Below are 24,561 nucleotides of genomic sequence, written 5' to 3' on the forward strand. Positions count from 1 at the left end.
GGCAGCGCATCGATCGACACCGAGCCAGCGCTGAGGAGGTGCCGTGGACGCAGGCCAGGACGGCGACGGGAAGCCGACGGAGTGGCAATCCGTCATGGTCGATCTCTCCAGCGCCTCGTTAGCCGATCTCGTCGAGTCCGACGATGACTCCGCCCTCGCCCGCGCGTTGCGGCGCGTCACCGACGATCTCGCACGTCCCGGCGAGCCGATAGCCGGCTTCAACTCCGCGCTGTGACCGCTCCCCCGACCGTCTTCCGGCTCGCCGACACCGCCCTCGCCGCTCTCGGCGCCGGCCGGCCCGACACCACCACCCTCGCCGTCCTGCGGCGCGCCCAGCTCAGCCGGCACCTGCTGCTGATGCGGGAGATCCGGCGGGCCCAGGCCGGCGTCCCGGCCTGGTACACCCGGCTCACCGCCGATCCCGGCGAAGAGCGACGGCTGATCGCCGACCCGATGACCGGTCTCTGGGCGGCACACACGCTGCGCACCGGCGCCGCGGCCGGCACGACGGGCCCGCTCCCCGGTGGTCACCCATTGCGGACCCGGCACGCTGACCTCTCTCTGGCCGTACGGCTGGACGACGCCGATCCGCTCCGTCACCTTCTCGGCCTCACCCCCGCCGAGCCCCTGACCGCCGGGGAGGTGCGGCACTGGCAGCACTGCCTCGACAAGGCGTGGCGGATCCTGGCCGGCCGGCACCGAGCGGCCGCGGAGGCCATGGCGAACGTGCTCCGGGTGATCGTCCCGGTCCGCCCGGATCCGGCGGCCGAGGGGATCAGCGCGACGTCGGCCGAGGCGTTCGGGGCGGTGGCGATGTCGGTGCCGGCGGATCCGGTGGCGCTGGCGGTCGGGTTGCTGCACGAGGTGCAGCACAGCGTCCTGAACGCGGTGCACCAGCTGTTCGAGCTGGTGGAGCCGGGTGTGGGTGGCTTGGGGTATTCGCCGTGGCGGGATGACCCGCGGCCGGTGTTCGGCGTGTTGCACGGGGCTTATGCCTATCTGGCGGTGACCCGGTTCTGGCGCACCGAGGCCGGCGCGGCCGCTGGAGCCGACTGGGTCAGAGAGGCGAGCGGCGCGAGCGGGGTCGGGGCCGGCGGGGTCGGGGCCGGCGGGGTCGGGGCCGGCGGGGTCGGGGCCAGCGGGGTCGGGACGAGCGGATTCGGGGCGAGCGGGGTCGGGGCCAGCGGGTTCGAGTTCGCCAGGTGGCGCGCGGCGGTGGCGGAGACGGCGGAGAGGCTGCTGGCGGGCGGTGAGTTGACGGCGGCGGGGACGCGGTTCGTGACCGCGCTGCGGGACGAGGTCCGGCCCTGGCTGGACGAGCCGGTCGCGCCGGAGACGGAGCGGCTGGCCGGGCTGGCGCGCGCCGACCACCACGTGCGGTGGCGGCTGCGGAACCTCGGGGTGACGCCGGACGACGTCGGCGCGCTGGCCCGGGCCTGGCGGGACGGGCGGCCGCCGCCCACGGTCCGGCCGCGGCTGATCAGCACGGTGGGACGGGCCCTGGAGAACAGCCCGCGAGCCCGCCTGGCCCGTGCGCTCGCCAAGGGTGACCCGGCAGCCCAGCCCGGAAGTCGCGCAACGGCCGCGGATGTCGCCTGCGTGCGTGGTAGCCACGGTGCCGCTGCTGGTGCGTACGAAAAAGATCTCGGTGTTGATCGTGCGAATGACCAGGCCTGGGCCGGTCTCGCCCTGGTCTCCCCGCGCCCGGCCCTGCGCCGCAGGCCCGAGGTGGTGCGGGCGCTGGCGCTGGCGGTGCCGGAAGCGGCGATCGGCGTGCTGGCCGATTGGCTGGCCGGATAGCTCATCTGTGCGGCCCCGGAACCGATCTGTGCGGCCGGAGGTGGATCGTGGGTCGCAATGCTCTGTCGGACCGGGTACGGGTCTGCGTCGACGACGCCGCTGTGCTCGCTTCTCTGGTGCTGCTGGCGTGGCCGGTGGCGCATGCCGTGCACCCGTTCGGGACGCTCGGCCGGCTCGTGCCGCTGGTGGCGGCGTTGTGTCTGGGTCTCGCCGTGCTGCTGCTCGACGGCGGCCGGCCGGTGCTCCGCCATGCGGTGACCGTCGCGGCGCTGCTGGTGGCGGGCGTCCGGCACCTGCACGAAGGTCTCTCGCCGACCGCGACGTGGCTGGTGATGGCGGTCGCCGGCGCCGTGGTGGTCCGGCAGTTCCTCGGCGAACGGACCGACGTCGACCTGAACCGGCAGCAGGTGCTGCTCACCCAGCAGATCTTCCGGGATCCACTGACCGGGCTCGGCAACCGCAAGATGTTCGTCGAGTACGCCGAGGAGGTCCTCGACGAGCCGGCCCGCACCAGCACCGCCGTGATCCTGTTGAACCTGGACGGGTTCAAGCACGTGAACGACCACTTCGGGCACGTCGTCGGCGACGACCTGCTCCGCGCGGCCGCCGAACGGCTCGCCGTCAACGTGCGCGCCAACGACGCCGTGGCCCGGCTCGACAGCGACGAGTTCGCGGTGCTGCTGCCCGGCATGGAGGACGAGCAGGCGGCCCTCGCGGTCGCCGAGCGGGTCCTGGCCGAGCTGCACCGGCCGCTGGAGGTGGCCGGCGTCCCGGTGACCATCAGCGCCCGGGCCGGCGTCGCGGTCGCCTCGGACACCGACAGCCTCGACGCGGTGCTGCGCCGCGCCGACCAGGCGCTGCTGCGCGCCAAGGTGGAGGGTGGCGGGGTCGCCCGCCGGTTCGACCCGGAGTTGTTCGCGGCCGCCGAGCAGCGCCGTCTCGCCGAGGCCGACCTGCTGCGCGGCCTGGAGGCCGGCGAGTTCGAGGTGCATTACCAGCCGATCGTGGACCTCGACGGCGGGCACACCGTCGGCGTCGAGGCGCTGGTCCGCTGGCAGCACCCGGAGCAGGGGCTGGTCCCGCCGGCCGTCTTCCTGGAGCTGGCGGAGTCGCTCGGCCTGCTGCCCCGCCTCGGCGGCTGGGTGCTCGAGGAGGCCTGCCGGCAGGCGATCGGCTGGCAGACCCGGTTCCCCGGCTTCGAGCTCAACGTCAACCTGTCCGCGTCCCAGCTCGGCAACCCGCGGCTGATCGACGAGGTGCGCGCCGTGTTGGAGCACACCGGTCTGCCGCCGCAGGACCTGGTCCTCGAACTGACCGAGTCGGTGGCGCTCACCGACCTGGTCGAGTCGGCCCGGGTGCTCAGCGCGTTGAAGGCGCTGGGTGTGCGGATCGCGCTGGACGACTTCGGCACCGGCTTCTCGTCGCTGAGCCACCTCAGCAACCTGCCGGTCGACGTCATCAAGATCGACCGCTCGTTCGTGCAGGCCATGCCGGAGACCGGCGACGCGTCGGTGGCCGAGGCAGTGCTGCACATCGCCCGCACCTTCAACCTGTCACCGGTCGCCGAGGGCATCGAGAACGCCGAGCAGGCGTCCCGGCTGCGGGAGCTGGCCTGCGGACGGGCGCAGGGCTATCACTTCGCCCGGCCGATGCCGGCGGGGCGGGTCACCGAGCTGCTCGACAAGCAGGGCACGCCGATCGCCCGCCTCTGACCTGTGTGGTGACTTCGGGTGCGCTCCGCACCCGAAGTTCACACACGCCCGGCCCGCGCTGAGCGTGGTGTCAGAGGGGTGGGAGGTCGATGTCGGTCTCCAGGCGCAGGCCGGCGGCCGTCGCCCGGAACACCGGGTGACCATCGCCGAACGCCTTCGCCAGCCCGGCCAGGGCCTGCTGCTGGGCGGCCTCGTCACCGTCCCCGAGCGCCAGGTTCCACGCGCAGGCCACGGTGTCCGGGTGGTCGACGCCGCGGACCGCCCGGGACCGCCGCAGCGTGTCCGCGGCCAGTTCCCGGGCCAGCTGCGCCTCACCGGACGCGGCCAGGTCCGCGGCCAGCCCGTTGGCGCAGCTCAGCGTGAACGGATGGTCCGCGCCGACGCTGCGGCGCAGGCCGCTGAGCACCTCCTGGTCGATGGTCCGGGCATCGGTGGCCCGCCCGGCCGCGCGCACCACGCCGGCCAGCGCGGCGGAGGCGGCCAGGGTGAACGGGTGCTCGTCGCCGAGCACCGCGTGGTACCGGATCACGGCGCGTTCCAGCAGCTGGTGGGCCTCGTCCAGGTCGCCGCCGGCGCGGGCGCAGTTGGCCAGCGACACCGCCGAGGCGAGGGTCTCCACGCTGAGGTCGCCGAACTTCTGCCGGCACGCGGCGAGGTTGGCTGTGGCGAGGGCGTGAGCGCCGGGGTCGCCGCGGCGGCGGGCGGCCATCGCGGCGAACCGGCCGGCCCAGAGCGCGAACGGGTGGTCGGCCGGCACCTTCTCGGTGTGCCGGGAGGCGAGCAGCGCGGCGGCGCCCGCGTAGTCGCCGAGACCGAACAGGTCGTACGCCAGGCCCGTGCGCGACGAGAGCGTCTCCGGATGCCCGGCCACGAAGATCGCCTGCCGATGCCGCAGCACCTGCTCGTCGAGCGCCCGGGCGCCCCGGAAGTCACCGAGCAGCCGCAGGTCGGCGGCGAGGTTGTTGGCGCAGCGCAACGCGGTCGGGAAGCTCTCGCCGAACAGCCGCCTGTACCGCACCAGGTTGTCCGCGTCGAGCTGCCGGGCCTGGCCGAAATGTCCCTGGATGCGCAGGTCGCCGCCGACGCTGTTGGCGGTGGCCAGGGTGGCCTCGTCGTCGGCGCCGAACACCTCGCGCTGGGTGCGCAGGGTCTGCAGGTTGAGGTTGCGGGCATCGGCGGTACGGCCCACCGCCCGCAGTGCGTTGGCCAGGTGGAACGCGGCGAGCAGGGTCTGTTCGGCGGACTCACCGAGCGCGTCGCGCCAGCGGGCCACCGCCGAGTTCGCCAGGTCCCTGCTGGAGTCGTAGTCGCCGCGGGCGAAGTGGTAGCGGACGCAGTTGATGACCAGCTGCCGCACTTCCTCCGCGTCGCCGCCGAGCAGATCGGAGTGGATCAGGTGCGGGGCGAGTTCGGCATATCTGTACCAGCCGGCCGGGTTGTCCGGGTCACCGGGATCGGCCGCGGCCAGCATGGACCGCACAGTGCGCAGCAGCGCGGCGTGGCGTTCCGAGGTGAGTTCCTGACCGAACATGCCGCGCACCAGCGGGTGCACGGTCAGCTGCTCACCGGCCGGGTCCAGCTCGGCCAGGCCGTACCGGCTGATCCGGCGCATGGCCGCCCGCAGCCGCCGCTCGACCCGCACGGTCCGGGCCAGTTCCGGATCGACCTCCAGCGTGCGCGCCGCCCAGAGCAGCCGCCACGAGATCGGGGCGCTGGCCAGGAACGTGCAGAGCTCCAGCAGGCTCCGGTCGGCCGGCGCGGCGGCGCCGAGCGCCTCGGCGGCCAGTCCCCAGGTCACCCGGATCGGGGTGGGGAACGCGAGTTCGGCGGCCCGCCGGTCGTACTGCTCCAGGAACTCGCCGACACTCCAGCCGGTCGCCGCGCGGACCGCGGCCGCCAGGTCCAGAGCCATCGGCACGTCGTCGAGGCGGACGGCGAGCCGGTCCGCGTCGGTGGCGGAGAGGTCCTTCGCCCTGCTGCGCAACAGATCGGTGCTGTCCGTACGGTCGAAGACCGGCACCGGCAGGGCCTGCGCCACCTCGGCGGTCCACCGTGGGTTGCGGCTGGTCACGAGCACGTGCCCGGCGCCGCTCGGGAGATAAGGCATGATGTCCTCGGGCCGGTTGGCGTTCTCGAAGACGACCAGCCAGTCCCGGTACGGCTCGCCCCGGCTCAGCGCGTCACGGACCGCGCCGAGGGTCCGGTTCAGGTCGCGCGCCTCTGGCACACCGAGCTCGTGGGCCAGACCGGCCAGCGCGGCCCGCATCCCGGCGTTCTGCTCGGCCGGGATCCACCAGACCAGTTCGTACCCCTCGGCGTGGCGATAGGCATATTCCACCGCCAACTGGGTACGCCCGGTTCCGCCGAGCTGATGGTCCGGGCTCGGCAACAACACCACCGGACCGTTGCCGAGCATGCCCCGCACCCGGGTCAGCAGCTCCTCCCGGCCCACGAAGCGGGGGTTGCGCGGCGGCAGACCGCCACGGATCGGCACACTGTGCTCCTCACGTGTTGGTGATGCCGATTACCGTACGTGGAACCCCCGCCAACGCAAAGCGGGCACGCAGCCGAGACGGAAGGTCCCCCCGTGACCGATGAGAGCGTGACGAGTCTTGATGTTGCCGGCGACACGACGACGGTGTCGCTGCACGGCGAGATCGACATCCTCACCGTGGACCAGGTGCGGGTCGCGCTGGGCGAGGCGGTGACGTCCGGCTGCCGGCAGATCGTGGTGGACATGGCCGAGGTGGCGTTCATCGACTCGACCGGCCTGGGCGCGTTGATCTCGGGTTTTCAGCGCGCTCGCGACCAGGGCATCCCGTTCCGGCTGGCCCGGCCGAGCCGGAACGTGCGGCAGATCCTGGTGTTGAGCGGCCTGCTGGAGGTCGTCGAGCTCACGCCTTGACGACCAGCCCCAGCCCCGGCGCCACCGGCTTGATCTTCTTGCCGGCGAACAGCATCAGGCTCAGGATCGAGCCGAGCAGGGCCAGCGCGCCGGCGCCGTACCAGGCCCAGGTGTAAGCGCCGAGCTGATCACGCACCAGGCCGGCGGCGGTGGCGGCGACCGCGGCGCCGAACTGGTGCGAGGCGAAGACCCAGCCGAAGACGATCGGCCCGGCGGCGCCGAAGTACTCCCGGCACAGCGTGACCGTCGGCGGCACGGTGGCCACCCAGTCCAGGCCGTAGAAGAGAATGAAGATCAGCATGCTGGGATGCGCGGTCGCGGCGAACAGCGACGGCAGCACCAGCAGCGACAACCCGCGCAGCGCGTAATAGGCGCCCAGCAGGATCCGGCTGTCCACCCGGTCGGTCAGCCAGCCGGAGGCGATGGTGCCGGCGATGTCGAAGAGCCCGACCAGCGCGAGCAGGCTCGCCGCGGTGGTCATCGGCATGCCGTGGTCGTGGGCGGCCGGAATGAAATGCGTGCCGACCAGGCCGTTGGTGGTCGCCCCGCAGATCGCGAAACCGCCGGCGAGCAGCCAGAAGGCCCGGGTCCGTGCGGCGTCGCGCAGGGCGCGCAGGGCATTGCCGGCGGCACCTCCGGCCGGCTTCGCGGGCCGGTCCGGGATCTCCGTGCCACCCAGCGCCGGGACGCCGATCTCGGCCGGGTGATCCCGCAGGCGCCAGAGGATCAGGGGTACGACGCAGAGCGCGGCCACCGACACGGTCAGCGCGGCGGTCCGCCACCCGTCGGACTCGACCACCTGGGACAGGACCGGCAGGAAGATCAGGTTGCCGGTCGCGCCGCCCGCCGTGAGCACACCGGTGACCAGCCCGCGGTGCTTGATGAACCAGCGCCCGGTGATGGTGGCGACGAAACCGAGGGCGAGTGATCCGGTCCCGAGCCCGACCAGCACGCCCCAGCAGAGCATCAGCTGCCAGCTCTCGGTCATCCACAGGGTCAGCCCGGAACCGGCCGAGACCAGCAGCAGCGCGCCGGTGGCCACCCGGCGGATGCCGAACTTGTCCATCAGGGCCGCGGCGAACGGCGCGGTCAGTCCGTAGAGCAGCAGGTTGACCGAGACGGCGGCCGAGATGGTGGCCAGCGACCAGCCGAACTCGTCGTGCAGCGGCTGGAGCAGGACCGACGGCGTGGCCCGGAAGCCGGCGGCGCCGATCAGCGCGACGAAGGCTGCTACGGCGACCAGCCAGGCGGGGTGGATGCGGTGTTTCACGGACTGATTCTGACCAGCCCGGCCCGCTCGGACGAGTGGCCGGGAGGCCATGATGCGCAAGAATCGAGCCATGCCCCACCGCATAGTGATGCTCGCCCTCGACGGCCTGGTCCCGTTCGACCTCGGTGTTCCGCCGCAGATCTTCGGCGCGGCCCGGGACGGCGACGGGGTCCGCCTCTACGAGGTCCTCGTCTGCGGCACCGGCCCGATCCGCACCGAGGCCGGTTTCACCGTGATCCCCGATCACGGGCTGGAGGCCCTCGCGACGGCCGACACCGTCCTGGTGCCCGGCATCCACACCGGCGGGCCGGTCATCGACGGAACCCTGCCGCCACCCGTCGAGACGGCACTGCGGGCCGCGGCCACACGCGGCGCCCGGATCGTCTCGATCTGCACCGGCGCCTCGGTGCTCGCGGCGGCCGGACTGCTGGAGGGCCGGCCGGCCGCCACCCACTGGGCCTGGGCGAAGCGGATCGGCGGCCTCTATCCGCAGGTCGACTGGGACTTCGACGTGCTCTTCGTGGACGACGGTGATGTGCTCACCTCGGCCGGGGTGGGCGCCGGGGTGGATCTGTGCCTGCACATCATCCGCACCGACCACGGCGCCGACGTGGCGAACCGGGCGGCCCGCCGGTGCGTGGTGCCGCCGTGGCGGGACGGCGGCCAGGCACAGTACATCGAGCGCCCGGTGCCCGCGGCGCACGGCAACGGCACCGACGCCACCCGGACCTGGGTGCTGGAACGGCTGGCCGAGCCGGTCACGCTGGAGGAGATGGCCGGGCACGCGCGGATGAGCGTGCGGACGTTCACCCGGCGGTTCCGGGACGAGACCGGGATGAGCCCGCGGCAATGGCTGCTCCAGCAGCGGGTGGAGCACGCGCGGATCCTGCTGGAGTCGACCGACCTGGGGGTCGAGGCGGTGGCCCGCCGCTCCGGCCTGGGCAGTGCCACCGCGTTGCGGCAGCACCTGCACGCGACGATCGGCGTGGCGCCCTCGGCGTACCGGCGCACGTTCCGCCACGCCGGGTAACGACTGTCACGCTCAGTTTCGCCACGAAACGTCCGATGGTCTCGGTGTATACCTTGTCCGGCCCGCACCGAGGACTCCATGGATCACACCTTCCGCCCGCTGCTTGATGCCCTGAAGCAGATCGGCGTCGACCCGCAGGCGGTTGACGCGGCAGCCGAAGAGGCACAGCGCAGCGACCGGCCGGTGCGTGCGGTTCTCATCAACGACCAGGTCGTCACCGAGGAGCAGCTGACCCAGGCGGCGGCGGCCGCGTTCGGCATCAACACGCTGGACCTGGTGGGGTACACCCCTGACCCGGTGGCGCTCAAGCGCATCCCGCTGCCGGTGGTACTCCGGCACCGGGTGCTCGGCCTGGCGATCAACGACGGCGAGTTGGTGGTCGGCGTGACCGACCCGGCCGACGTGGTGGCGCTGGACGACGTACGCGCAGCGACCGGCATGACCGTACGCCCGGTGGTGGTGGCGCGCAGCGAGGTCCGCCGCATCATCGAGCGGCTCCAGCGGGAGGGCGCCGACCTCGGCGAGCTGGCCGACGGCTCGCTCGATGACCAGGGCGGCATGGCCGCGCAGACCACGAGCACCGACGACGCGCCGATCGTCCGTTACGTGAACAGCCTGATCGAGCAGGCCGTCATGAACCGCGCCTCCGACCTGCACCTGGAGCCCACCGAGGACGACATGCGGGTCCGTTACCGGATCGACGGCGTGCTGCACGAGGTGGACGTGGTGCCGCGCGGCGTGATGGCGGCGCTCACCTCGCGCATCAAGATCATGTCGGGTGTCGACATCACCGAGAAGCGCATCCCGCAGAACGGCCGCATCACCGCGATGATCCGGGACCGGCCGGTCGACCTGCGGACCGCCACGCTGCCGACGGTCTGGGGCGAGAAGATCGTGCTGCGCGTGCTGGACACCGGCGGCATCGACCTGGACCTGGCGAAACTCGGCTTCACCCAGCACAACCTGGAGCGCTTCAGCGCCTCGTTCGGCAAGCCGCACGGGATGGTGCTGGTCACCGGGCCGACCGGGTCCGGCAAGTCGACGACGCTCTACGCGACGCTCGGCAAGATCAGCCGGCCGGAGGTCAACGTGATCACGGTCGAGGACCCGGTCGAGTACCGGCTGCGCGGCGTCAACCAGGTGCAGGTCAACGCGAAGGCGGGACTGACCTTCGCGGCGGTGCTGCCGGCGATCCTGCGTACCGACCCGGACGTGGTGCTGATCGGTGAGATCCGGGACGGCGCCACCGCGCAGATCGCTGTCGAGGCCGCGCTCACCGGTCACCTGCTGCTCTCCACGCTGCACACCAACGACGCGCCGGGCGCGGTCACCCGGCTCACCGAGATGGGCATCGAGCCGTTCCTGGTCGGCTCGTCGCTGGACTGCGTGCTGGCCCAGCGTCTCGCGCGCCGGATCTGCGACTGGTGCAAGGAGGCGTACGCGCCGACCGAGGAGGAGGTCATGGGTGCCAAGTGGCCGCTGGAGGACCTCGCGTTCCCGGAGGTGCTCTACCGCCCGGTCGGCTGCCGCAACTGCGCGAACACCGGGTACAAGGGCCGGATCGCGATCCACGAGGTGATGCCCGTGTCACCGGAGATCGAGTCGCTGACCATCCGCCGCGCCTCGGCCGGTGAGATCCGCGAGGTGGCACTGGCCCAGGGCATGTACGACCTCCGCGCCGACGGCCTCGCCAAGGCAGCCGGCGGCCTGACCTCCATCCGCGAGGTCAGCAGGGTAGCGGTTTAGTCCCCGTCCGCACCGATTCGGCTACTAAACCCCCTCCTCACGGTGCCGATCAGTCAGGCGTCGGAACGTGAGAGAGGGCCGGAACACCAGATGGACACGATCGAGCACGACGTACGGCCGCTGACGGCGGCCGCGTCTCCGGACGACCTGGACGTGCTCGACCAGCTGCTCATCACGCTGGTCGAGTCCCGCGGATCCGACCTCCACCTCACGGTGGGGTCCCCGCCGATGATGCGGGTGGACGGCTCGCTGCGCCCGATCCCCGGGTACGGCAAGCTCAACGCCGCCGACACCGAGCTGCTGGCCCGGGCGGCGGTCACGCCGGACCAGTGGGAGACCTTCCTGCGGGAGCAGGAGATGGACTTCGCGCACAGCATCGTGGGCGTCTCCCGGTTCCGGGGCAACCTGTACCGGCAGCGAACCTCCTGCGGCGCGGTCTTCCGGGCCATCCCCCACAAGATCAAGCCGCTGGACGAGCTCGGCATGCCCGAGTCGGTGGCCCGGTTCGCCCACCTGCCGCGTGGCCTGGTGCTGGTCACCGGCCCGACCGGCTCCGGCAAGACCACCACGCTGGCCTCCCTGCTCGACCTGGCCAACCGCAGCCGGGCCGACCACATCATCACCATCGAGGACCCGATCGAGTTCCTCCACCCGCACAAGCGGTGTGTGGTGAACCAGCGTGAGGTCGGCGCGGACACCGACACCTTCGCCAGCGCGCTCAAGCACGCGCTGCGCCAGGACCCGGACATCATTCTCGTCGGTGAGCTCCGTGACCTGGAGACCACGGCCACGGCGCTGACCGCGGCCGAGACCGGTCACCTGGTGCTGGCGACCCTGCACACGCAGAGCGCCACCCAGACCATCGACCGGGTCATCGACATCTTCCCGCCGCACCAGCAGCTGCAGATCCGGGCCCAGCTGGCGGCCAGTCTCCAGGGTGTGATCACCCAGGCGCTGGCGCCCCGGGCCGACGGCAAGGGCCGGGCGGTGATCGCCGAGATCCTCACCTGTACCCCGGCCATCCGCAGCCTGATCCGCGAGGGCAAGACGCACCAGATCCCGTCGTTCATGCAGGCCGGCGCGAAGGAGGGCATGCTCGCCTTCGACCAGCACCTGGCCGAGAAGATCCGGGACGGACTGGTCTCCTTGCAGGCCGCCCTGGAGATCTGCCACTCACCTGAGGAACTCAAGCGTCTCGCCGGAAGGGCGTGATCCGGTGGCCACCACGAAGACGTTCCACTACAACGGCATCGACAGCGCCGGCAAGAAGACCAAGGGCACCATCGAGGCGCCGAACGAGGCGGCCGCGACGCACATGCTGCGTCAGCGCGGCGAGGTGCCGCTCGGCGTCACCGAGGCCGGCCAGGGCCTGCAGCGCGACATCAAGATCCCCGGCATGGGGAACCGCGTCAAGCTGAAGGACCTCGCGGTCTTCGCCCGGCAGTTCGCCACGATGACCTCGTCCGGCATGTCGCTGCTGCGATCCCTCTCCATCCTCGAGGAGCAGACCTCCGCGCCGGCGCTGAAGAAGGCGATCAGCGAGGTCCGCACCGACGTGGCCACCGGCGCCGGGCTGTCGGCGTCGATGGCCAAGCACGACCGGATCTTCCCGCGCCTGATGATCGCCATGATCCGGGCCGGTGAGGCCGGCGGCATGATCGACCAGGCTCTGGAGCAGATCGCCGACAGCCTGGAGAAGGACACCGCGCTCCGCGGCAAGATCAAGAGCGCGCTGACCTACCCCGCGATCGTGCTGGGCTTCACGTTCGTACTCATCGCCGGCATGTTGATCTTCATCGTCCCGATCTTCGAGGGGATGTTCAAGAACCTCGGCGGCGAACTGCCGGGCATCACCCAGTTCCTCGTCACGACCAGCCACAACATGCCCATCATCGGGCCGCTGTTCCTGGCCGTCACCATCGGCATCACGGTCGCCTACAAGCGGCAACTCCGGACGAGCGCCGAGTTCCGGTTGAAGGTCGACCAGCTCAAGCTCAAGATGCCGGTCTTCGGCTCACTCTTCCGCAAGCTGGCGATGAGCCGCTTCGCGCGCAACCTCGGCCTGCTGCTGAACGTCGGTGTTCCGATCATGCAGGCGCTCTCCGTCGTCGGTGAGACCACCGGCAACGAGGTCATCAACGCCGCCATGAAAGACGTCCAGGCCACCGTCCGTGACGGTCAGCCGATGTCGTCCGCACTGCGCAATCACCCCATCTTCCCCGCGATGGTCACTCAGATGATCGAAGTGGGCGAAGAAAGCGGTCAGATCAGTCAGATGCTCGACAAGGTTGCCGACTTCTACGACAGGGAAGTCGACTCCGCCGCCGAGTCCCTGGCCGCGTCGATCGAACCAATCATGGTGCTCGTCATGGGCGCCGTGGTCGGCGGCATGGTCGTCTGCCTTTACCTCCCGATGTTCACGGTCTACCAGAACATCCAGAACAGCTGACCGCAGTCTCCCCCGGCCGCTCCCGACGGCCGGCGCACCACCGGGCGCCCGAGCCCATCCCTTTTCCCCACCCCTGACGCCCCTGGAGGCACTCCAAATGCAGGACATCATCGCCCGTCTGCGCGCCAAGAAGGACGACGAAGGCTTCACCCTGATCGAGCTCCTGGTCGTGGTGGTCATCATCGGTGTTCTGGTCGCCATCGCCGTGCCGGTCTACCTGAACTACCGCCAGGGCGCCGCCGACAAGTCGGCCCAGTCCGACGTCCGCGGCGCGGTCAGCGCGATCGAGCAGTGGTACACCGACAACGGCAACGCGTACCCCGCCGGCCCGACCGGTGACCTCGGTGCGAGCTTCACGCTGAGCACCACGGCGACTGCCGGCCCCACGACCGCCACCGTCGGCCGGGTGACGCTTTCGGACAAGACCAAGATGCGCTACATCCCGCCGTCCGGCACCGTGACGACCTACAAGGTCTGCGCCTACAACACCGGCGGCAGCAACAAGTTCTACCTGTACGACAGCGCCAAGGGCGGCTCCGTGATCGCCACCACCGACGTCAACTCCACCAGCTTCGCCACCTGTGGCGGAACCACCACCCCCCCGGCCACCCCGTGACAACCGGCCGGGCAGCGGCTGCGCTGCCCGGCCCCAGCATCCACGTCCGACCGAGGAGGTCCGCCAAATGCCCCAGCTCGCGCTGCTCAGCATCGTCGGCCTCCTCGGTCTGGCCGTAGGCTCCTTCCTGAACGTAGTGATCCACCGAGTTCCCCGCGGCGAGTCGCTGGTGCGGCCCGGATCGCACTGCCCGCAGTGCGGCCACGGGGTCCGCAACCGGCACAACATCCCGGTGCTCGGCTGGCTGCTGCTGCGCGGCCGGTGCGCCGACTGCAAGACCCGGATCAGCGCCCGCTATCCGCTGGTCGAAGCCGGCACCGCCGCGCTGTTCGTGGCGGTCGCCGCCCGCTTCGGCTGGACCTGGGAACTCCCCGCCTACCTCTACCTGGCCGCTGTCGCGATCGCCCTGGCCCTCATCGACCTCGACGTGATGCGGCTCCCGGACAAGATCGTCCTTCCCTCCTACGGCGTGGCGGTCGCACTGCTGGTCCCGGTTTCACTGACCGACGGCGATCTGACCGCACCGCTGCGCGGCCTGGCCGCCGCTGCCGTCCTCTACGTGCTCTACCGACTGCTCGCCCACTGGGGCATGGGCGGCGGCGATGTGAAACTCGCTCCGCTGCTCGGCTTCTATCTCGGCTGGCTCGGCTGGGGTGCGGTCGCGGTCGGCGCCTTCACCGGGTTCCTGCTCGGCGGCGTGGGCGGCGCGGTCCTGCTGACCCTCAAACTGGCCAGCCGCAAGAGCCGCATCCCGTTCGGCCCCTACATGCTGGCCGGCGCCTTCCTGGCGGTCTTCGCCGCGGCACCGGTCACCCACTGGTACGCCAACCTGCTCGTCCCCACCTCCTGACACTGCTCGAGAAAGGAAATCCGATGGCTGGCGCAATTCCGATCGGGCTGGACATCGGCTCGTCCTCGATTCGAGCCGTCGAGGTCCGCCGCGCGAAGAGCGACTACTCGCTGATCAACTTCGGCCAGTTCCCGCTCCCGGCAGGCACCGTCTCGGCCGGCGTGGTGCAGGACCCGGTGGCCGTGACCTCCGCGCTCAAGCAGCTCTGGGCGGCATCCAAGTTCCGCACCAAGCGAGTCACCCTCGGCGTCACCAACCCCCAACTGGTGGTCCGCGAGATGTCGATCGCCAACCTGCCGGCCAACCAGATGCGCCAGGCGCTGCCCTTCCAGGTCAAGGAGCAACTGCCGCTCCCGGTGGAGAAGGCGCTGCTGGACTTCTACCCGCTGGAGCAGCCCGGCGACAACGCGACGGTCCGCGGCCTGCTGATCGCCATGCCGAAGGAAGCCGTCATCGGCCTGGTGCACGCGGTCGAGAAGGCCGGCCTGCACGTCACCGGCGTCGACCTGGCCTCGTTCGCCCTGCTGCGCGCCGCCTCCCGGCTGGACGCCCAGGTGGAGGCGATCGTCGACATCGGCGCCAACATCACCAGCGTGGTGGTGCACGCGGACGGTGAGCCGATCTTCGTGCGCACCCTGCCGCGTGGCGGTGCCGAGATCACCGAGAACCTCGCCACCCGGCTCGGCCTCAGCGCGGTCGAGGCCGAGGAGCTGAAGTGCCGGCACGGCATGCGCGGCAACGGTGACCCCGACAGCATCGCCGCGCTCACCGACGCCGTCCGCCCGCTCTCCAGCGAGCTGCGCAGCTCCTTCACCTATCTGGCCTCCGGCGAGCGGCAGAAGCAGGTCACCCGGATCTCGCTGTGCGGCGGCGGCGCGCTCATGCCCGGCCTCGCCGAGCACCTGCAGGAGCAGCTCGGCGTCGCCGTGATGTACGCGGACAGCACCACCCGGCTCCGGGACACCCGGAAGGCACGGGAGCGCGGGTTCGACAGTTTTGTGCCATCGGCAGCCGTGTCGATCGGCCTCACGCTGGGAGCGTCCTGATGACCACCACGGCTCTGATGCCCTTGGACCCCTCGGTCACTCCGCAGCAGGCGACGCGGGTGCTCAGTATCCGCGCCAACCTGCTGCCGCCGGAGATCCGGGACGGCAGGCGCAGCAGGCACATCCGTGCGTTCGTGGTCGTCTCGCTGGTTCTCGTGCTGGTCGGCCTGGGCGGCTGGTACTGGTCGGCCGCGGCCGACAAGGCCGCCGCCGAGGAGAAGTACAACCAGACGCTCGAGGACCTCGCCTCAGTGCAGCGACTGCAACAGAAGGACAAGCGGGTGCAGCGGATGGTGACCGTCAAGAAGGACAAGACCGTCCTGGAGAAGGAACTCGAGACGCTGCTCGCCACCGACATGTCTTGGCGCAACCTGATCGACCTGATCCGCGAAACCGGCAAGGACACGGTGACGATCTCCGAGATCACCGCCACGCTGGCCGGCAACGTCACCACCGACAGCGACTCGGCGGGAACGCTGCAGATCTCCGGCTCGGCGGAGAACAAGAAGGCCGTCGCCGAGTACGTCGAGGCGCTCGGCCGGCTCACCTACGTGTCCGACCCGTTCGTCAACAACGTGACGGAGACGAAGGACGAGACGAAGAAGCACGTCGACTACGCCCTCACCGTGACCATCACCGATGAGGGGCTCTGCGGACGTTTCTCCACCAAGCAGTGCGAAAGCCGGGGTAAGTGATGACCACACGCCGTATCGACCAGGTCTGGCTGTTCGGCGGGCTGACGTTGATCGCCATCCTCATCGCGATCGGCTGGTTCTTCCTGATCAGCCCCCAGTACGCCGACGAGTCCCAGGCGCGGGCCGACACCGAGGAGACCTCGGCGCAGCTGGCCCGGGCCCGCAGCAGCTTCTCCGCGCTCAAGGCCGAGACCAAGAAGCTCGGCGAGTACGAGTCCGAGCTGGCGACGTATCAGGCCGCCCTGCCGGTGCTCGATCAGACCAAGGGCATCCCGGACTTCCTCAAGGAGCTCCAGACCATGGGCACCGACCTCGACGTCGAGGTCAGCGGATACAGCGCCTCCCAGGCCGTGGACTCCGAGAAGGTCCCGTCGACCAAGACGCTGCCGATCATGCTGGACGTGAAAGGCAAGGTCGAGAACATCAGCCGCTTCCTCAAGGAGCTCCAGGCAGTCCAGCCGCGGGCCGTGCTGATCAGCAACGCCACCGTCAGCATCGAGAGCGAGGGCGCGACCACGCTGTCGCTGGCTCTCAACGCGTTCGTGACCTCGACGGTGACCGAGAAGGCGAAGTAACGGCCTGAGGCGCTGCACCCGGACCGCAACCGCACGACACTGCGGTCCGGCTTCAGCGGGCCGATCAGTCAGGGCGTCCCCGAGGAGAAGGAAAGCCCCCTGATGAACCAGAACCTCATCCTGATCGCTGACGACGACAGCGCCGTCCGGGACATGCTCTCGGTGACTCTGGAGGCGGCCGGGTATCGTGCCCTCGGGGCCAAGGACGGCCACACCGCCGCCCGCATCCTCGCCGTGGCGAAGCCGGTCGGCCTGATCACCGACGTGCTGATGCCGGCGATGAACGGGATGGAGCTGTGCCGGACGGCGCGGAGCAACCCGGCGATCCGCGACATGGCGATCCTCATGGTGTCCGGGAACGCCCATGCCTACGACGTCGACGCCGGGCTGGACTCGGGGGCGGACGGATACCTGCCGAAACCGCTGTCGCCGCGCCACCTGGTCACCGCGCTTCAGGAGCTGATCAGCCGCCGGCACCCCGGGGCATAGATCAGGGTCCACCCTCGGGGGAACGCCGGATCCCGGTGTCCGTTGTGGACGGCAGGCTGAGGCGCATGACATTCTCCCGCCGAGCCGTCGGCATCCTGCTGACCGCCGCCGTCCTGACCGGCTCCGCCGCGAGCCCGGCCGCTGCGGCTCCGCCCGCCCTGGATCCGGCCCGCCTCGCCGAGGCCATCGCCGGCCTGCCGGACGCCGAGGCCAGTGGCGCTCTCGTGCAGGTCCGCGGCAGCGGCGGCGAGTGGTCCGGCAGCTCCGGGATCGCGCGGCTGGGCGCCACCACGCCGCCCCGGATCGACGGCCGGTTCCGCATCGGGTCGATGACGAAGACCTTCACCGCCGTCGTGACCCTGCAGCTGGCCGCCGAGCGGCGGATCCACCTCGACCAGCCGGTCCAGCGGTACCTTCCGGGCCTGCTGCCGGCGTCGTACGCCCCGATCCCGGTCCGCAGCCTGCTGAACTGGACCAGCGGCATCAACGGCCTCGGCATCGACTCGAAGGATCCGGCCTGGTTCGCCGAGAACCGTTACCGGCACTTCGAGCCCGGCAGCCAGCTGGACCTCACCAAGCCGCTGGCCTTCACCCCCGGCGAGTTCCAGCGGTACGGCAACGCCGACTACATCCTGGCCGGCCTGCTGATCGAGAAGGTGACCGGCCGTTCCTGGGCCACCGAGGTACGCAACCGGATCATCCGGCCGCTGCGGCTGACCGGCACCACCGTGCCCGGCGACGACCCGCGCATCCACGGGCCGCACGCCCGCGGGTACCAGGCCACCGACGCCGGCTGGGTCGATGTCACCGACGCCAACCCGTCCCTGCAATGGTCCGCAGCCTCGATGATCTCCACCGCCGGCGACCTGGACCGCTTCATGGTCGCCCTCTTCCGCGGCCGCCTGCTTCCGCCCCGCCAGCTGAACGAGATGTTCACCGTCCCGGCCGACGACGTGCGCGAGTTCGGCACCGGCGGCCCGGCGCTCTATTCCGCCGGACTCACCCGCTTCGACTTCAACGACGTCACCGTCTGGGCCAAGAGCGGCGACCGCCCCGGTTACAACAACGGCATGGGCGCCACCCGCGACCTGACCCGGCGCCTGGTCTACTCCGTCAACACGTTGAGCATGGGCCGCCCCACCCAGCCGAAGATCTCCGAGCGCATCATCATGGCCGCGCTCAGCTGAGACCGGGCCGCGATCCGTGCCTTCATCACCGGGTGACGGTCTGGCTAAGTAGTTGGTCCGATGACTATCAGCAGCAACTCCTCCTCGCCTACACCTGCGCAACGTCCCGGGCCCGCGCATCGCCGAGGCGCTGGCGGAGGTGGACAGCCACCTTGCGCAGACCGGCGAGGACGCCCGCCAGGCCTTCGGTGAGCCGAGGGCGTACGCCGACCGGATCGCCGGCGCGCCGGGCTCGACCCGGGCCCTCGGCCGGCGAGAAATCGTCCGGTCGATGGCCTGGCGCGACGGGTCACCTTCGGATTCTTCCTGGCCGGCCCGCACTGGTCTTCCGCGGGCTTTCCGACGCCGGCGGCAATGATTTCGGGTGGGTGTCGGCGGCCGCGCTCGTCGCGGGCGTAACCCCACTCGCCGCCGTCGTCGTCTGGATCGTGCGGCGGACCCGCACCGCCACGGACCGGGTCCTCGACCCGCGCACCGGCCGGGACATGGCGCCGCCGCTGCCCCGCTGGACAGTCGTCCTGTGGGTGCTCTATCCCGCGGCGCTGCTGTTGCTGGCTTACCTCAGTGGCATGGCGGGCCGCTGAGAAGCCGCGGCGAAAGGGCTGCGTACAAACGAAAACACCCGGACGATCGTCCGGGTGTTTTTCCTGGTGGAGCTGAGGGGACTCGAACCCCTGACCCCCACACTGCCAGTGTGGTGCGCTACCAGCTGCGCCACAGCCCCTTGCTGTTGTCCCCGGTCGCCCGGGCACGCTGGAAATACTACACACCTCTCGGGCCCGGCCTCAGCCACCCCCTCAGTTGAGGGAGACGTCCGGGGGGAAGTGGGCGACAGCAGCGAGGATGTCGCCCTGGCGGCGGAGCACCATGGCCCAGAGGTCGTCGGGGCGCTCCACGAAGGGGTCGCCGGGCAGCGCGTCGAAGACGAACCAGGAGCCGGCGGAGATCTCCTCCTCCAGCTGGCCGGCGGACCACCCGGAGTATCCGGCGAAGACCCGGATGCCGGCCACGTTCTCCCGCATGCGGTCCGGGTCGGCGGAGAGGTCCAGGGTGCCGAGGGAGCCGCTGACCGTGTGGAAGCCGGACACCCGCTTCTTCACCTCGGGCCGGGTGCGGGCCAGGCAGATCGCCGACTCGGGCTGGACCGGGCCGCCTTCGAAGAGGACCGCGGGGTCACCGGCGAGGTCGCCCCAGTTGCCCAGCACCTCGGAGACCGGGACCTCGGTGGCGCGGTTGAGGACGACCCCGAGGGCGCCGCCGGTCTCGTGGGCCACCAGCAGCACGACGGTCCGGTCGAAGTTGGGGTCCTTCAGGGTGGGGGTGGCGACGAGCAGCTGACCGGTCATCGACTCCACCGACCGGCCTCCGATCCGCTGTCCCTCACCGAACACGTGCATACCGCCGTCCGCTCGACGTTGCCATGCCTCGCACATTAGCTTGCGTTTCCGGCCACCGATAAGGTCTGGACATGAACCCGCCACCTACGGCAGCAGAGATCGGCGTCATCGGCGGCTCGGGGCTGTACGCGCTCCTCGACAACGCCACGGAAGTGGAGGTCCAGACTCCCTACGGACCGCCATCCGACAAGATCACTGTGGCTGACGTGGGTGGACGCCGGGTGGCGTTCCTGCCCCGGCACGGACGTGACCACCGCTTTCCGCCGCACCGGATTCCCTATCGGGCCAACATGTGGGCGCTGCGCTCGCTGGGGGTACGACAGATCATCGCCCCGTGCGCGGTCGGTGGTCTGCGGCCCGAGCTCGGCCCCGGCACCTTCGTGGTCCCCGATCAGCTGATCGACCGGACGAGCGGCCGCGACCAGACCTATTACGACAGCGGCGCGGTGCACGTCTCCTTCGCCGATCCGTACTGTCCGGCCGGCCGCGGCGTGGTGCTGAATTCCGCCGCACGGGTGAACGCTGTCGACGGCGGAACGATGGTCGTCGTGGAGGGCCCGCGCTTCTCGTCGCGGGCCGAGTCACGCTGGTTCGCCTCGATCGGCGGGACGATCGTCAACATGACCGGGCACCCCGAGGCCGTGCTGGCGCGGGAGCTGGCACTCTGCTACACGGCGATCGCGCTGGTCACCGACCTGGACGCGGGAGTCGAGGGAGATCACGGGGTGACGCAGGAGGAGGTGTTCAAGGTTTTCGCCGAGAACACCGAGCGGCTGCGCGCCGTCCTGCTCGACGCGGTGGCCAAGCTCCCCTCCGAACGTTCCTGCCCGTGCGGCGACGCCCTGGCGGGCATCAAACTGCCTTTCGACCTTCCTTAGGCGTACGACCTCCGTCAGGCGTACGACCTGCGGCTCACCGGCACTGCGGCGGCGCGGACGGCTTCCCGCCGGCGACGAGGTTCTGGTTGATCTCGGTGGTGGTGGCGAGGCGCGTGAACGCCGCCCCGAGGGTCAGGTCGATGGTCGCGTCCCCGCGGTCCGGGTCGAACCGCATGGTCGCCTCGTCGTGCAGTGCCGCTCGCAGCAGGGTGGCCGCGCCGACCGCTGCGGGGCCGTAACGCAGTTCGGCAGCACCCACCGGTTCCGGGCCGGCCGTGGCGTCCAGCACGGTGAAGTCGCGGGCACGCAGTTGTGAGGCCGTCGCGTCGAGCAGCCCGGTGGCCGCCCCGCCGTCGAGCACCCGGACCTGCACCTCGGCCGGGCTACCCGGAAGGGTGAGGACGCAGGCCACCCCGGTGTCGCCGGCCGCCCCGCCCGGCTCGCTTGCCGGCTGTCCCTGCTGCTGCGGCCAGGCGAACGCGACGCCCGCGGTGACCGCCACGACAGCTCCGGCCGCCGTCACCCCGGCCAGTTGCCGGCGCCCGCGGCTCCGTCCCCGGGCGCGAACCTCGGCGGCCGGCAGAACCCGCAGGTGCCGCACGTCTGCCTCGAGTTCTCGCAGCTGCTCATGCACGGAACGTGACATCGCTGATCTCCTGATCCTGGTCGTTCTCGTCGTCGTTCTCGCCCAGCAGCCGGGCGAGGGCTGTGCGGGCCCTCGACAGCCGCACCTTGACCGTCCCCACCGGGGCGCCGACGCTCGCGGCGACCTCGTGGACCGGCATGTCCAGCAGGTAGTGCAGGGTGATCACCTGCCGTTGCGCCTTCGGTAGCCGTTGCAGCGCACCGATGACTGCCACCCGGTCCGGCGACGGGCCGCCGGCCACCTCGTCCGGCGGTCCCATCCGGGCCCGGGCAGCGAACCAGCGACGCAGCCCACGCCACCGGTTGGCCATCAGCCGCCAGGCGACCGAACGCACCCACGCCTCGGGATCGTCGTACCGGGCGACCTTGGGCCAGTGCTGCCACGCCCGCGCGAACGCCTCCTGGGCGATGTCCTGAGCCTCGGCCCGGTCACCGCAACCGGCATAGAGGTAGAGCACGACACGCCGCACCGTCGCCCCGTAGAAGGCGTCGAAGTCGGCGCTGTCACCGGCTGCCATGGGTTCTGCTTCCCGTCAGTGCTTGCACACCTGGAAACACACCACAGCAGCCCACCCGGTTACATCCGCCCGCCAAAAAGTCCCCGCGACTTCACCACCACCCACCAACGAAGTGGGGCGCACACTCAGGACCCAGCCCGCCGCCGCGCCACCTCGCAGCGCGACCCCACCAGCCAGACACTGGACTGACCTCTTGGCCAAGGAGGTCGTCATGGCCGAGGCAGCCGAACAGTTCAACATCCACGACGCGAAGACGAACCTGTCCCGGATCATCGATCGGGTCGAGCACGGCGAAGAGATCATCATCCGCCGTGCCGGCACACCGGTCGCCAAGGTGGTCGCGCTGTACCGCAGGGTCGACCGGGTCGGCCGGGGAAGCCTCACCGGCCGGCTCACTATGACCGACGACTGGGACTCCCCCGACGTCAACGGAGCCATCGCCCAGGACTTCGGACTCGCCTGATGGGCCTGCTGCTCGACACCCACATCGTGCTGTGGTGGCTGTCGGACGACCCCGGTCTCGCCGCCGAGATCAAGGACCGGCCGGACCACGAACCAGACGTCTACGTCAGCGCCGCGACGATCTGGGAAGTGACTATCAAACAGTCGATCGGCAAGCTCCCCGAACCCCACGATCTCCCCGAGCGCTTACGCGACAGCGGATTTCGGCACCTGCACATCACTGCCGAACACGCCATCGCGGCGGGCCGCCTCCCCTGATCCACCGCGACCCGTTCGACCGCATGCTGATAGCCCAGGCGCAAGCCGAAAACCTGACGCTGGTGACCCGCGACGCCGAGATCGCCAAGTACGACCTCGACATCTTGGCGGCGTAACCACTCGGCACCTACAAATCGAGCGGGGCAGCCAGCCCGGCCTGAGCCGACCGGACCGGAGCCGGGCCCCACGGGAGCCGGCACGACCGGAGCCGGGGCACCCGGCCGGCCGATTGGAGCTGGCGGGACCCACGCGAGCGCGCCCACCGCACCGCGGGGCGTCCGGGGCCTCGGCCCCCGGAGCAGACAACCGAAACGGCCCCCGGTTCGCGCTTTCCGCGAACAGAGGGCCGCCAGGCAGTGGAGGTGATGACCTCTTACTTGAACACCGCTGACGAGGTGTTAAGACTCCGTGCCACCCTCACCGAGCTACTCAACTCTGACCTTGCACCGCCGAATGACGCGTCGCGGAGCTGTATAGCGCCTCGACCTGCACCATAGTCATCCAGGCAGGATCTAGCGGCGGGATATAGCGTCAACGGCCGGCTGGCACGCGCGCGACGCTCGCAGCGTGGGGGCCGGGGTTCGAGTCCCTAACCTCCATCCTTGAGAAACGCCCGGGCCGTCGGCCCGGGCGTTTCTGTTGCACCCTGACTGCGATGTCGGCCGCTCCGCCCGGCTCAGCGTGCCCGCCGGCCTGCGGCTCTCTTCCGTTCACGGCAGTGCCGGGAACCACCGTGAGTGAACACGCCACGCTTTTCTCAGATAGCCGTCGACTGGCCGCGGGTTCCCACGCCAACCCTCCCCGAACGAACGAGAATGCAGATGCACGTGCATCCACACAGGATCGCAGCATGATAACGCACGTACTAGTGAGGTGATGACTACAGGAAGTAACCGAACCCATCTCGTGCAATGTGCACCGAGTACTAGCCTTCCAGGCCTGCACTTCATCATCTATCCACTGGTTCTGCGAGAACCACGACCATTACAAATGATTCCCAGCAATTCGATTAATCCCTGCGACGTACCCACACCGCAGCAAATTTGGCCCCCCTTTACTCACCTTAACATTGCTCTTAGGTTGCCAAATGCCACTGTTCACCACTACTTAACCGATTAAGCAGCGTTCCATTATCGCAGAAACGAATCGATCCGTAGCTTTGCTTGTCGGTCATCATTCGACAATGACAAACTTGCGACCAGAAAGCTTCACGAACCGGTCGATGATCTCACCGAAGTCTCCGATCAAGACGTACGGGACGACGGCCGATCGACTTCTACGCGCTGGGAGGCGCCAGACCATGACCGCAACCCCCGACCCCTCAGAGGTACTTCTCGCTCGAACGATCGCGTTCGTCGCGATCCTGCTTTTCACCACGTTCCTGCTGGCCGTGTTGCTTGCCGAGGGCTACGACGTCCAGACGGCCCTGGCTGCGGCGACCGGTTCCGCCATCCTCACCACGGAGATCGCGGATCAGCTTCTCAAGGCATGAGGCAGCCCCGGACATGACGAGGGTTGAGGCGGCTTCGGCTTCACCAGGGCCGAGCATGGTGAATGGAGAGTTCGTGGGTGCCACCGTGACGCCGGTAGACCGCTCGCCCGATGCCGCTGCCGCGTTGCGGCAGTTCACCCTCGGTCTTCGGGAGGTACGCCGGGCAGCAGGCGAGCCTCCCTACGCCACGCTCGTACAGCGAATGAACGGCCGGTTCTCGAAGGCCACGATCTCCCGTGTGCTGAACGGTGCCGGCCCCTCGTGGAGCTTCACCCAGTGCTTCCTCCAGGCATGCGGCATCAGCGACTCGGTAATCACGGAGACCTGGCGGCCGAAATGGACAGGGCTGCAGAACGCGCTCCGCCCTCTCGATCTCCACGGTGCACGTGAGACGGCCGACCCCGGCGGCGCTGAGTGCGACATCTGTGGAGTCTGGGCGACGAACATGGCACGGCACGCGGATTACCATCGGCAGCGCGACAACCTCTCGATGTCATGCGCTGACGCCCAGGCACTACCCGACGCCTTCGAGGGAGAGTGA

At 70.2% G+C, this 24,561-nt stretch carries 25 protein-coding genes, 1 tRNA gene and 1 pseudogene; 21 read left to right on the plus strand and 6 right to left on the minus strand.

Annotated features, from left to right (window positions below):
- Positions 1-43: 43 nt before the first annotated feature.
- From fxsA to AC0NH5_RS32440, 3 genes are read left to right on the plus strand one after another with little or no spacing between them, the layout of a single operon-like run.
- Positions 44-235, plus strand: a complete 192-nt coding sequence (fxsA, locus tag AC0NH5_RS32430) for an FxSxx-COOH cyclophane-containing RiPP peptide (RefSeq protein ID WP_474410735.1) — start codon at positions 44-46, stop codon at positions 233-235.
- Positions 232-1,800 carry an aKG-HExxH-type peptide beta-hydroxylase gene (locus AC0NH5_RS32435; protein ID WP_474410737.1) on the plus strand — a complete coding sequence of 523 codons (1,569 nt, stop codon included), beginning with the start codon at positions 232-234 and terminating at the stop codon, positions 1,798-1,800. The genes fxsA and AC0NH5_RS32435 overlap by 4 nt, the downstream gene beginning before the upstream one ends.
- A 47-nt stretch (positions 1,801-1,847) precedes the next feature.
- A complete protein-coding gene (locus AC0NH5_RS32440) occupies positions 1,848-3,512 on the plus strand; it encodes a putative bifunctional diguanylate cyclase/phosphodiesterase (protein WP_474410739.1) in 1,665 nt (554 codons plus the stop codon).
- Positions 3,513-3,582: 70 nt separating this feature from the next.
- Here the strand turns inward: AC0NH5_RS32440 and fxsT are convergent, their stop codons facing one another.
- The gene (fxsT, locus tag AC0NH5_RS32445; RefSeq protein WP_474410741.1) at positions 3,583-6,006 is read right to left on the minus strand and encodes an FxSxx-COOH system tetratricopeptide repeat protein; all 2,424 of its coding nucleotides are present in this window, start codon (positions 6,004-6,006) and stop codon (positions 3,583-3,585) included.
- A 93-nt stretch (positions 6,007-6,099) separates the two neighbouring features.
- Between fxsT and AC0NH5_RS32450 the strand changes: the two genes are divergently transcribed.
- Entirely contained in the window at positions 6,100-6,417 is a 318-nt protein-coding gene (locus AC0NH5_RS32450) for an STAS domain-containing protein (protein ID WP_474410743.1), read from the plus strand.
- Here AC0NH5_RS32450 and AC0NH5_RS32455 read toward each other — a convergent pair.
- Positions 6,407-7,738, minus strand: coding sequence for an MFS transporter (locus tag AC0NH5_RS32455; protein WP_474410837.1), 1,332 nt, complete (start codon positions 7,736-7,738; stop codon positions 6,407-6,409). The two genes, AC0NH5_RS32450 and AC0NH5_RS32455, sit on opposite strands and share 11 nt — an antisense overlap.
- Before the next feature lies 1 nt (position 7,739).
- On the opposite strand from AC0NH5_RS32455, the gene AC0NH5_RS32460 reads away from it, so the two are divergent.
- The 12 genes from AC0NH5_RS32460 to AC0NH5_RS32515 all read left to right on the plus strand — a co-directional run bounded on the left by AC0NH5_RS32460 (position 7,740) and on the right by AC0NH5_RS32515 (position 18,954).
- Positions 7,740-8,717 (plus strand): GlxA family transcriptional regulator, encoded by a 978-nt coding sequence (locus AC0NH5_RS32460; RefSeq protein WP_474410745.1) that lies wholly within the window; start codon positions 7,740-7,742, stop codon positions 8,715-8,717.
- A gap of 78 nt (positions 8,718-8,795) precedes the next feature.
- Positions 8,796-10,463 (plus strand): GspE/PulE family protein, encoded by a 1,668-nt coding sequence (locus AC0NH5_RS32465; protein ID WP_474410747.1) that lies wholly within the window; start codon positions 8,796-8,798, stop codon positions 10,461-10,463.
- Between the two features lie 90 nt (positions 10,464-10,553).
- The gene (locus AC0NH5_RS32470; RefSeq protein WP_474410749.1) at positions 10,554-11,675 is read left to right on the plus strand and encodes a type IV pilus twitching motility protein PilT; all 1,122 of its coding nucleotides are present in this window, start codon (positions 10,554-10,556) and stop codon (positions 11,673-11,675) included.
- 4 nt (positions 11,676-11,679) lie between these two features.
- Positions 11,680-12,912, plus strand: a complete 1,233-nt coding sequence (locus AC0NH5_RS32475; RefSeq protein ID WP_474410751.1) for a type II secretion system F family protein — start codon at positions 11,680-11,682, stop codon at positions 12,910-12,912.
- 97 nt (positions 12,913-13,009) lie between these two features.
- Positions 13,010-13,528 carry a type II secretion system protein gene (locus AC0NH5_RS32480; protein ID WP_474410753.1) on the plus strand — a complete coding sequence of 173 codons (519 nt, stop codon included), beginning with the start codon at positions 13,010-13,012 and terminating at the stop codon, positions 13,526-13,528.
- 67 nt (positions 13,529-13,595) lie between these two features.
- Complete coding sequence (locus tag AC0NH5_RS32485) at positions 13,596-14,378, plus strand: prepilin peptidase (RefSeq protein ID WP_474410755.1); 783 nt, start codon at positions 13,596-13,598, stop codon at positions 14,376-14,378.
- A 23-nt stretch (positions 14,379-14,401) separates the two neighbouring features.
- Positions 14,402-15,424 carry a type IV pilus assembly protein PilM gene (gene pilM, locus AC0NH5_RS32490; protein WP_474410756.1) on the plus strand — a complete coding sequence of 341 codons (1,023 nt, stop codon included), beginning with the start codon at positions 14,402-14,404 and terminating at the stop codon, positions 15,422-15,424.
- The gene (locus tag AC0NH5_RS32495) at positions 15,424-16,119 is read left to right on the plus strand and encodes a PilN domain-containing protein (RefSeq protein ID WP_474410757.1); all 696 of its coding nucleotides are present in this window, start codon (positions 15,424-15,426) and stop codon (positions 16,117-16,119) included. The genes pilM and AC0NH5_RS32495 overlap by 1 nt, the downstream gene beginning before the upstream one ends.
- Complete coding sequence (gene pilO / locus AC0NH5_RS32500) at positions 16,119-16,694, plus strand: type 4a pilus biogenesis protein PilO (protein WP_474410758.1); 576 nt, start codon at positions 16,119-16,121, stop codon at positions 16,692-16,694. Before AC0NH5_RS32495 ends, pilO begins: the two co-directional genes overlap by 1 nt.
- Before the next feature lie 102 nt (positions 16,695-16,796).
- On the plus strand, positions 16,797-17,183 hold the full coding sequence (locus tag AC0NH5_RS32505; RefSeq protein WP_474410759.1) for a response regulator transcription factor: 387 nt from the start codon (positions 16,797-16,799) through the stop codon (positions 17,181-17,183).
- 65 nt (positions 17,184-17,248) lie between these two features.
- Positions 17,249-18,370: a serine hydrolase domain-containing protein gene (locus AC0NH5_RS32510; protein WP_474410760.1), complete on the plus strand. Its 1,122-nt coding sequence runs from the start codon at positions 17,249-17,251 to the stop codon at positions 18,368-18,370.
- A gap of 368 nt (positions 18,371-18,738) precedes the next feature.
- Complete coding sequence (locus tag AC0NH5_RS32515) at positions 18,739-18,954, plus strand: hypothetical protein (RefSeq protein WP_474410762.1); 216 nt, start codon at positions 18,739-18,741, stop codon at positions 18,952-18,954.
- A gap of 64 nt (positions 18,955-19,018) precedes the next feature.
- Here the strand turns inward: AC0NH5_RS32515 and AC0NH5_RS32520 are convergent.
- Together AC0NH5_RS32520 and AC0NH5_RS32525 are read right to left on the minus strand one after the other, a co-directional pair.
- Positions 19,019-19,094, minus strand: a tRNA-Ala gene (locus AC0NH5_RS32520).
- A 73-nt stretch (positions 19,095-19,167) separates the two neighbouring features.
- On the minus strand, positions 19,168-19,767 hold the full coding sequence (locus AC0NH5_RS32525; RefSeq protein ID WP_474410763.1) for a YqgE/AlgH family protein: 600 nt from the start codon (positions 19,765-19,767) through the stop codon (positions 19,168-19,170).
- A gap of 71 nt (positions 19,768-19,838) precedes the next feature.
- Here AC0NH5_RS32525 and AC0NH5_RS32530 point away from each other — a divergent pair, with 71 nt between their 5' ends.
- The gene (locus tag AC0NH5_RS32530) at positions 19,839-20,645 is read left to right on the plus strand and encodes an S-methyl-5'-thioadenosine phosphorylase (protein ID WP_474410764.1); all 807 of its coding nucleotides are present in this window, start codon (positions 19,839-19,841) and stop codon (positions 20,643-20,645) included.
- A 34-nt stretch (positions 20,646-20,679) separates the two neighbouring features.
- On the opposite strand, the gene AC0NH5_RS32535 is transcribed toward AC0NH5_RS32530, so the two are convergent.
- On the minus strand, positions 20,680-21,291 hold the full coding sequence (locus AC0NH5_RS32535; RefSeq protein WP_474410765.1) for a LytR C-terminal domain-containing protein: 612 nt from the start codon (positions 21,289-21,291) through the stop codon (positions 20,680-20,682).
- On the minus strand, positions 21,272-21,808 hold the full coding sequence (locus AC0NH5_RS32540) for a SigE family RNA polymerase sigma factor (RefSeq protein WP_474410766.1): 537 nt from the start codon (positions 21,806-21,808) through the stop codon (positions 21,272-21,274). Before AC0NH5_RS32540 ends, AC0NH5_RS32535 begins: the two co-directional genes overlap by 20 nt.
- Before the next feature lie 211 nt (positions 21,809-22,019).
- Between AC0NH5_RS32540 and AC0NH5_RS32545 the strand changes: the two genes are divergently transcribed.
- The 4 genes and pseudogenes from AC0NH5_RS32545 (at position 22,020) to AC0NH5_RS32560 (ending at position 24,561) form a co-directional block, all read left to right on the plus strand.
- Positions 22,020-22,271 (plus strand): type II toxin-antitoxin system Phd/YefM family antitoxin, encoded by a 252-nt coding sequence (locus tag AC0NH5_RS32545; RefSeq protein ID WP_474410767.1) that lies wholly within the window; start codon positions 22,020-22,022, stop codon positions 22,269-22,271.
- Positions 22,271-22,644: pseudogene (locus tag AC0NH5_RS32550) on the plus strand (type II toxin-antitoxin system VapC family toxin). Before AC0NH5_RS32545 ends, AC0NH5_RS32550 begins: the two are co-directional and overlap by 1 nt.
- A gap of 1,184 nt (positions 22,645-23,828) precedes the next feature.
- Positions 23,829-24,020, plus strand: a complete 192-nt coding sequence (locus AC0NH5_RS32555) for a hypothetical protein (RefSeq protein WP_474410768.1) — start codon at positions 23,829-23,831, stop codon at positions 24,018-24,020.
- A gap of 73 nt (positions 24,021-24,093) precedes the next feature.
- On the plus strand, positions 24,094-24,561 hold the full coding sequence (locus AC0NH5_RS32560; RefSeq protein WP_474410770.1) for a hypothetical protein: 468 nt from the start codon (positions 24,094-24,096) through the stop codon (positions 24,559-24,561).

This window comes from Actinoplanes sp. 13 (assembly GCF_056134165.1).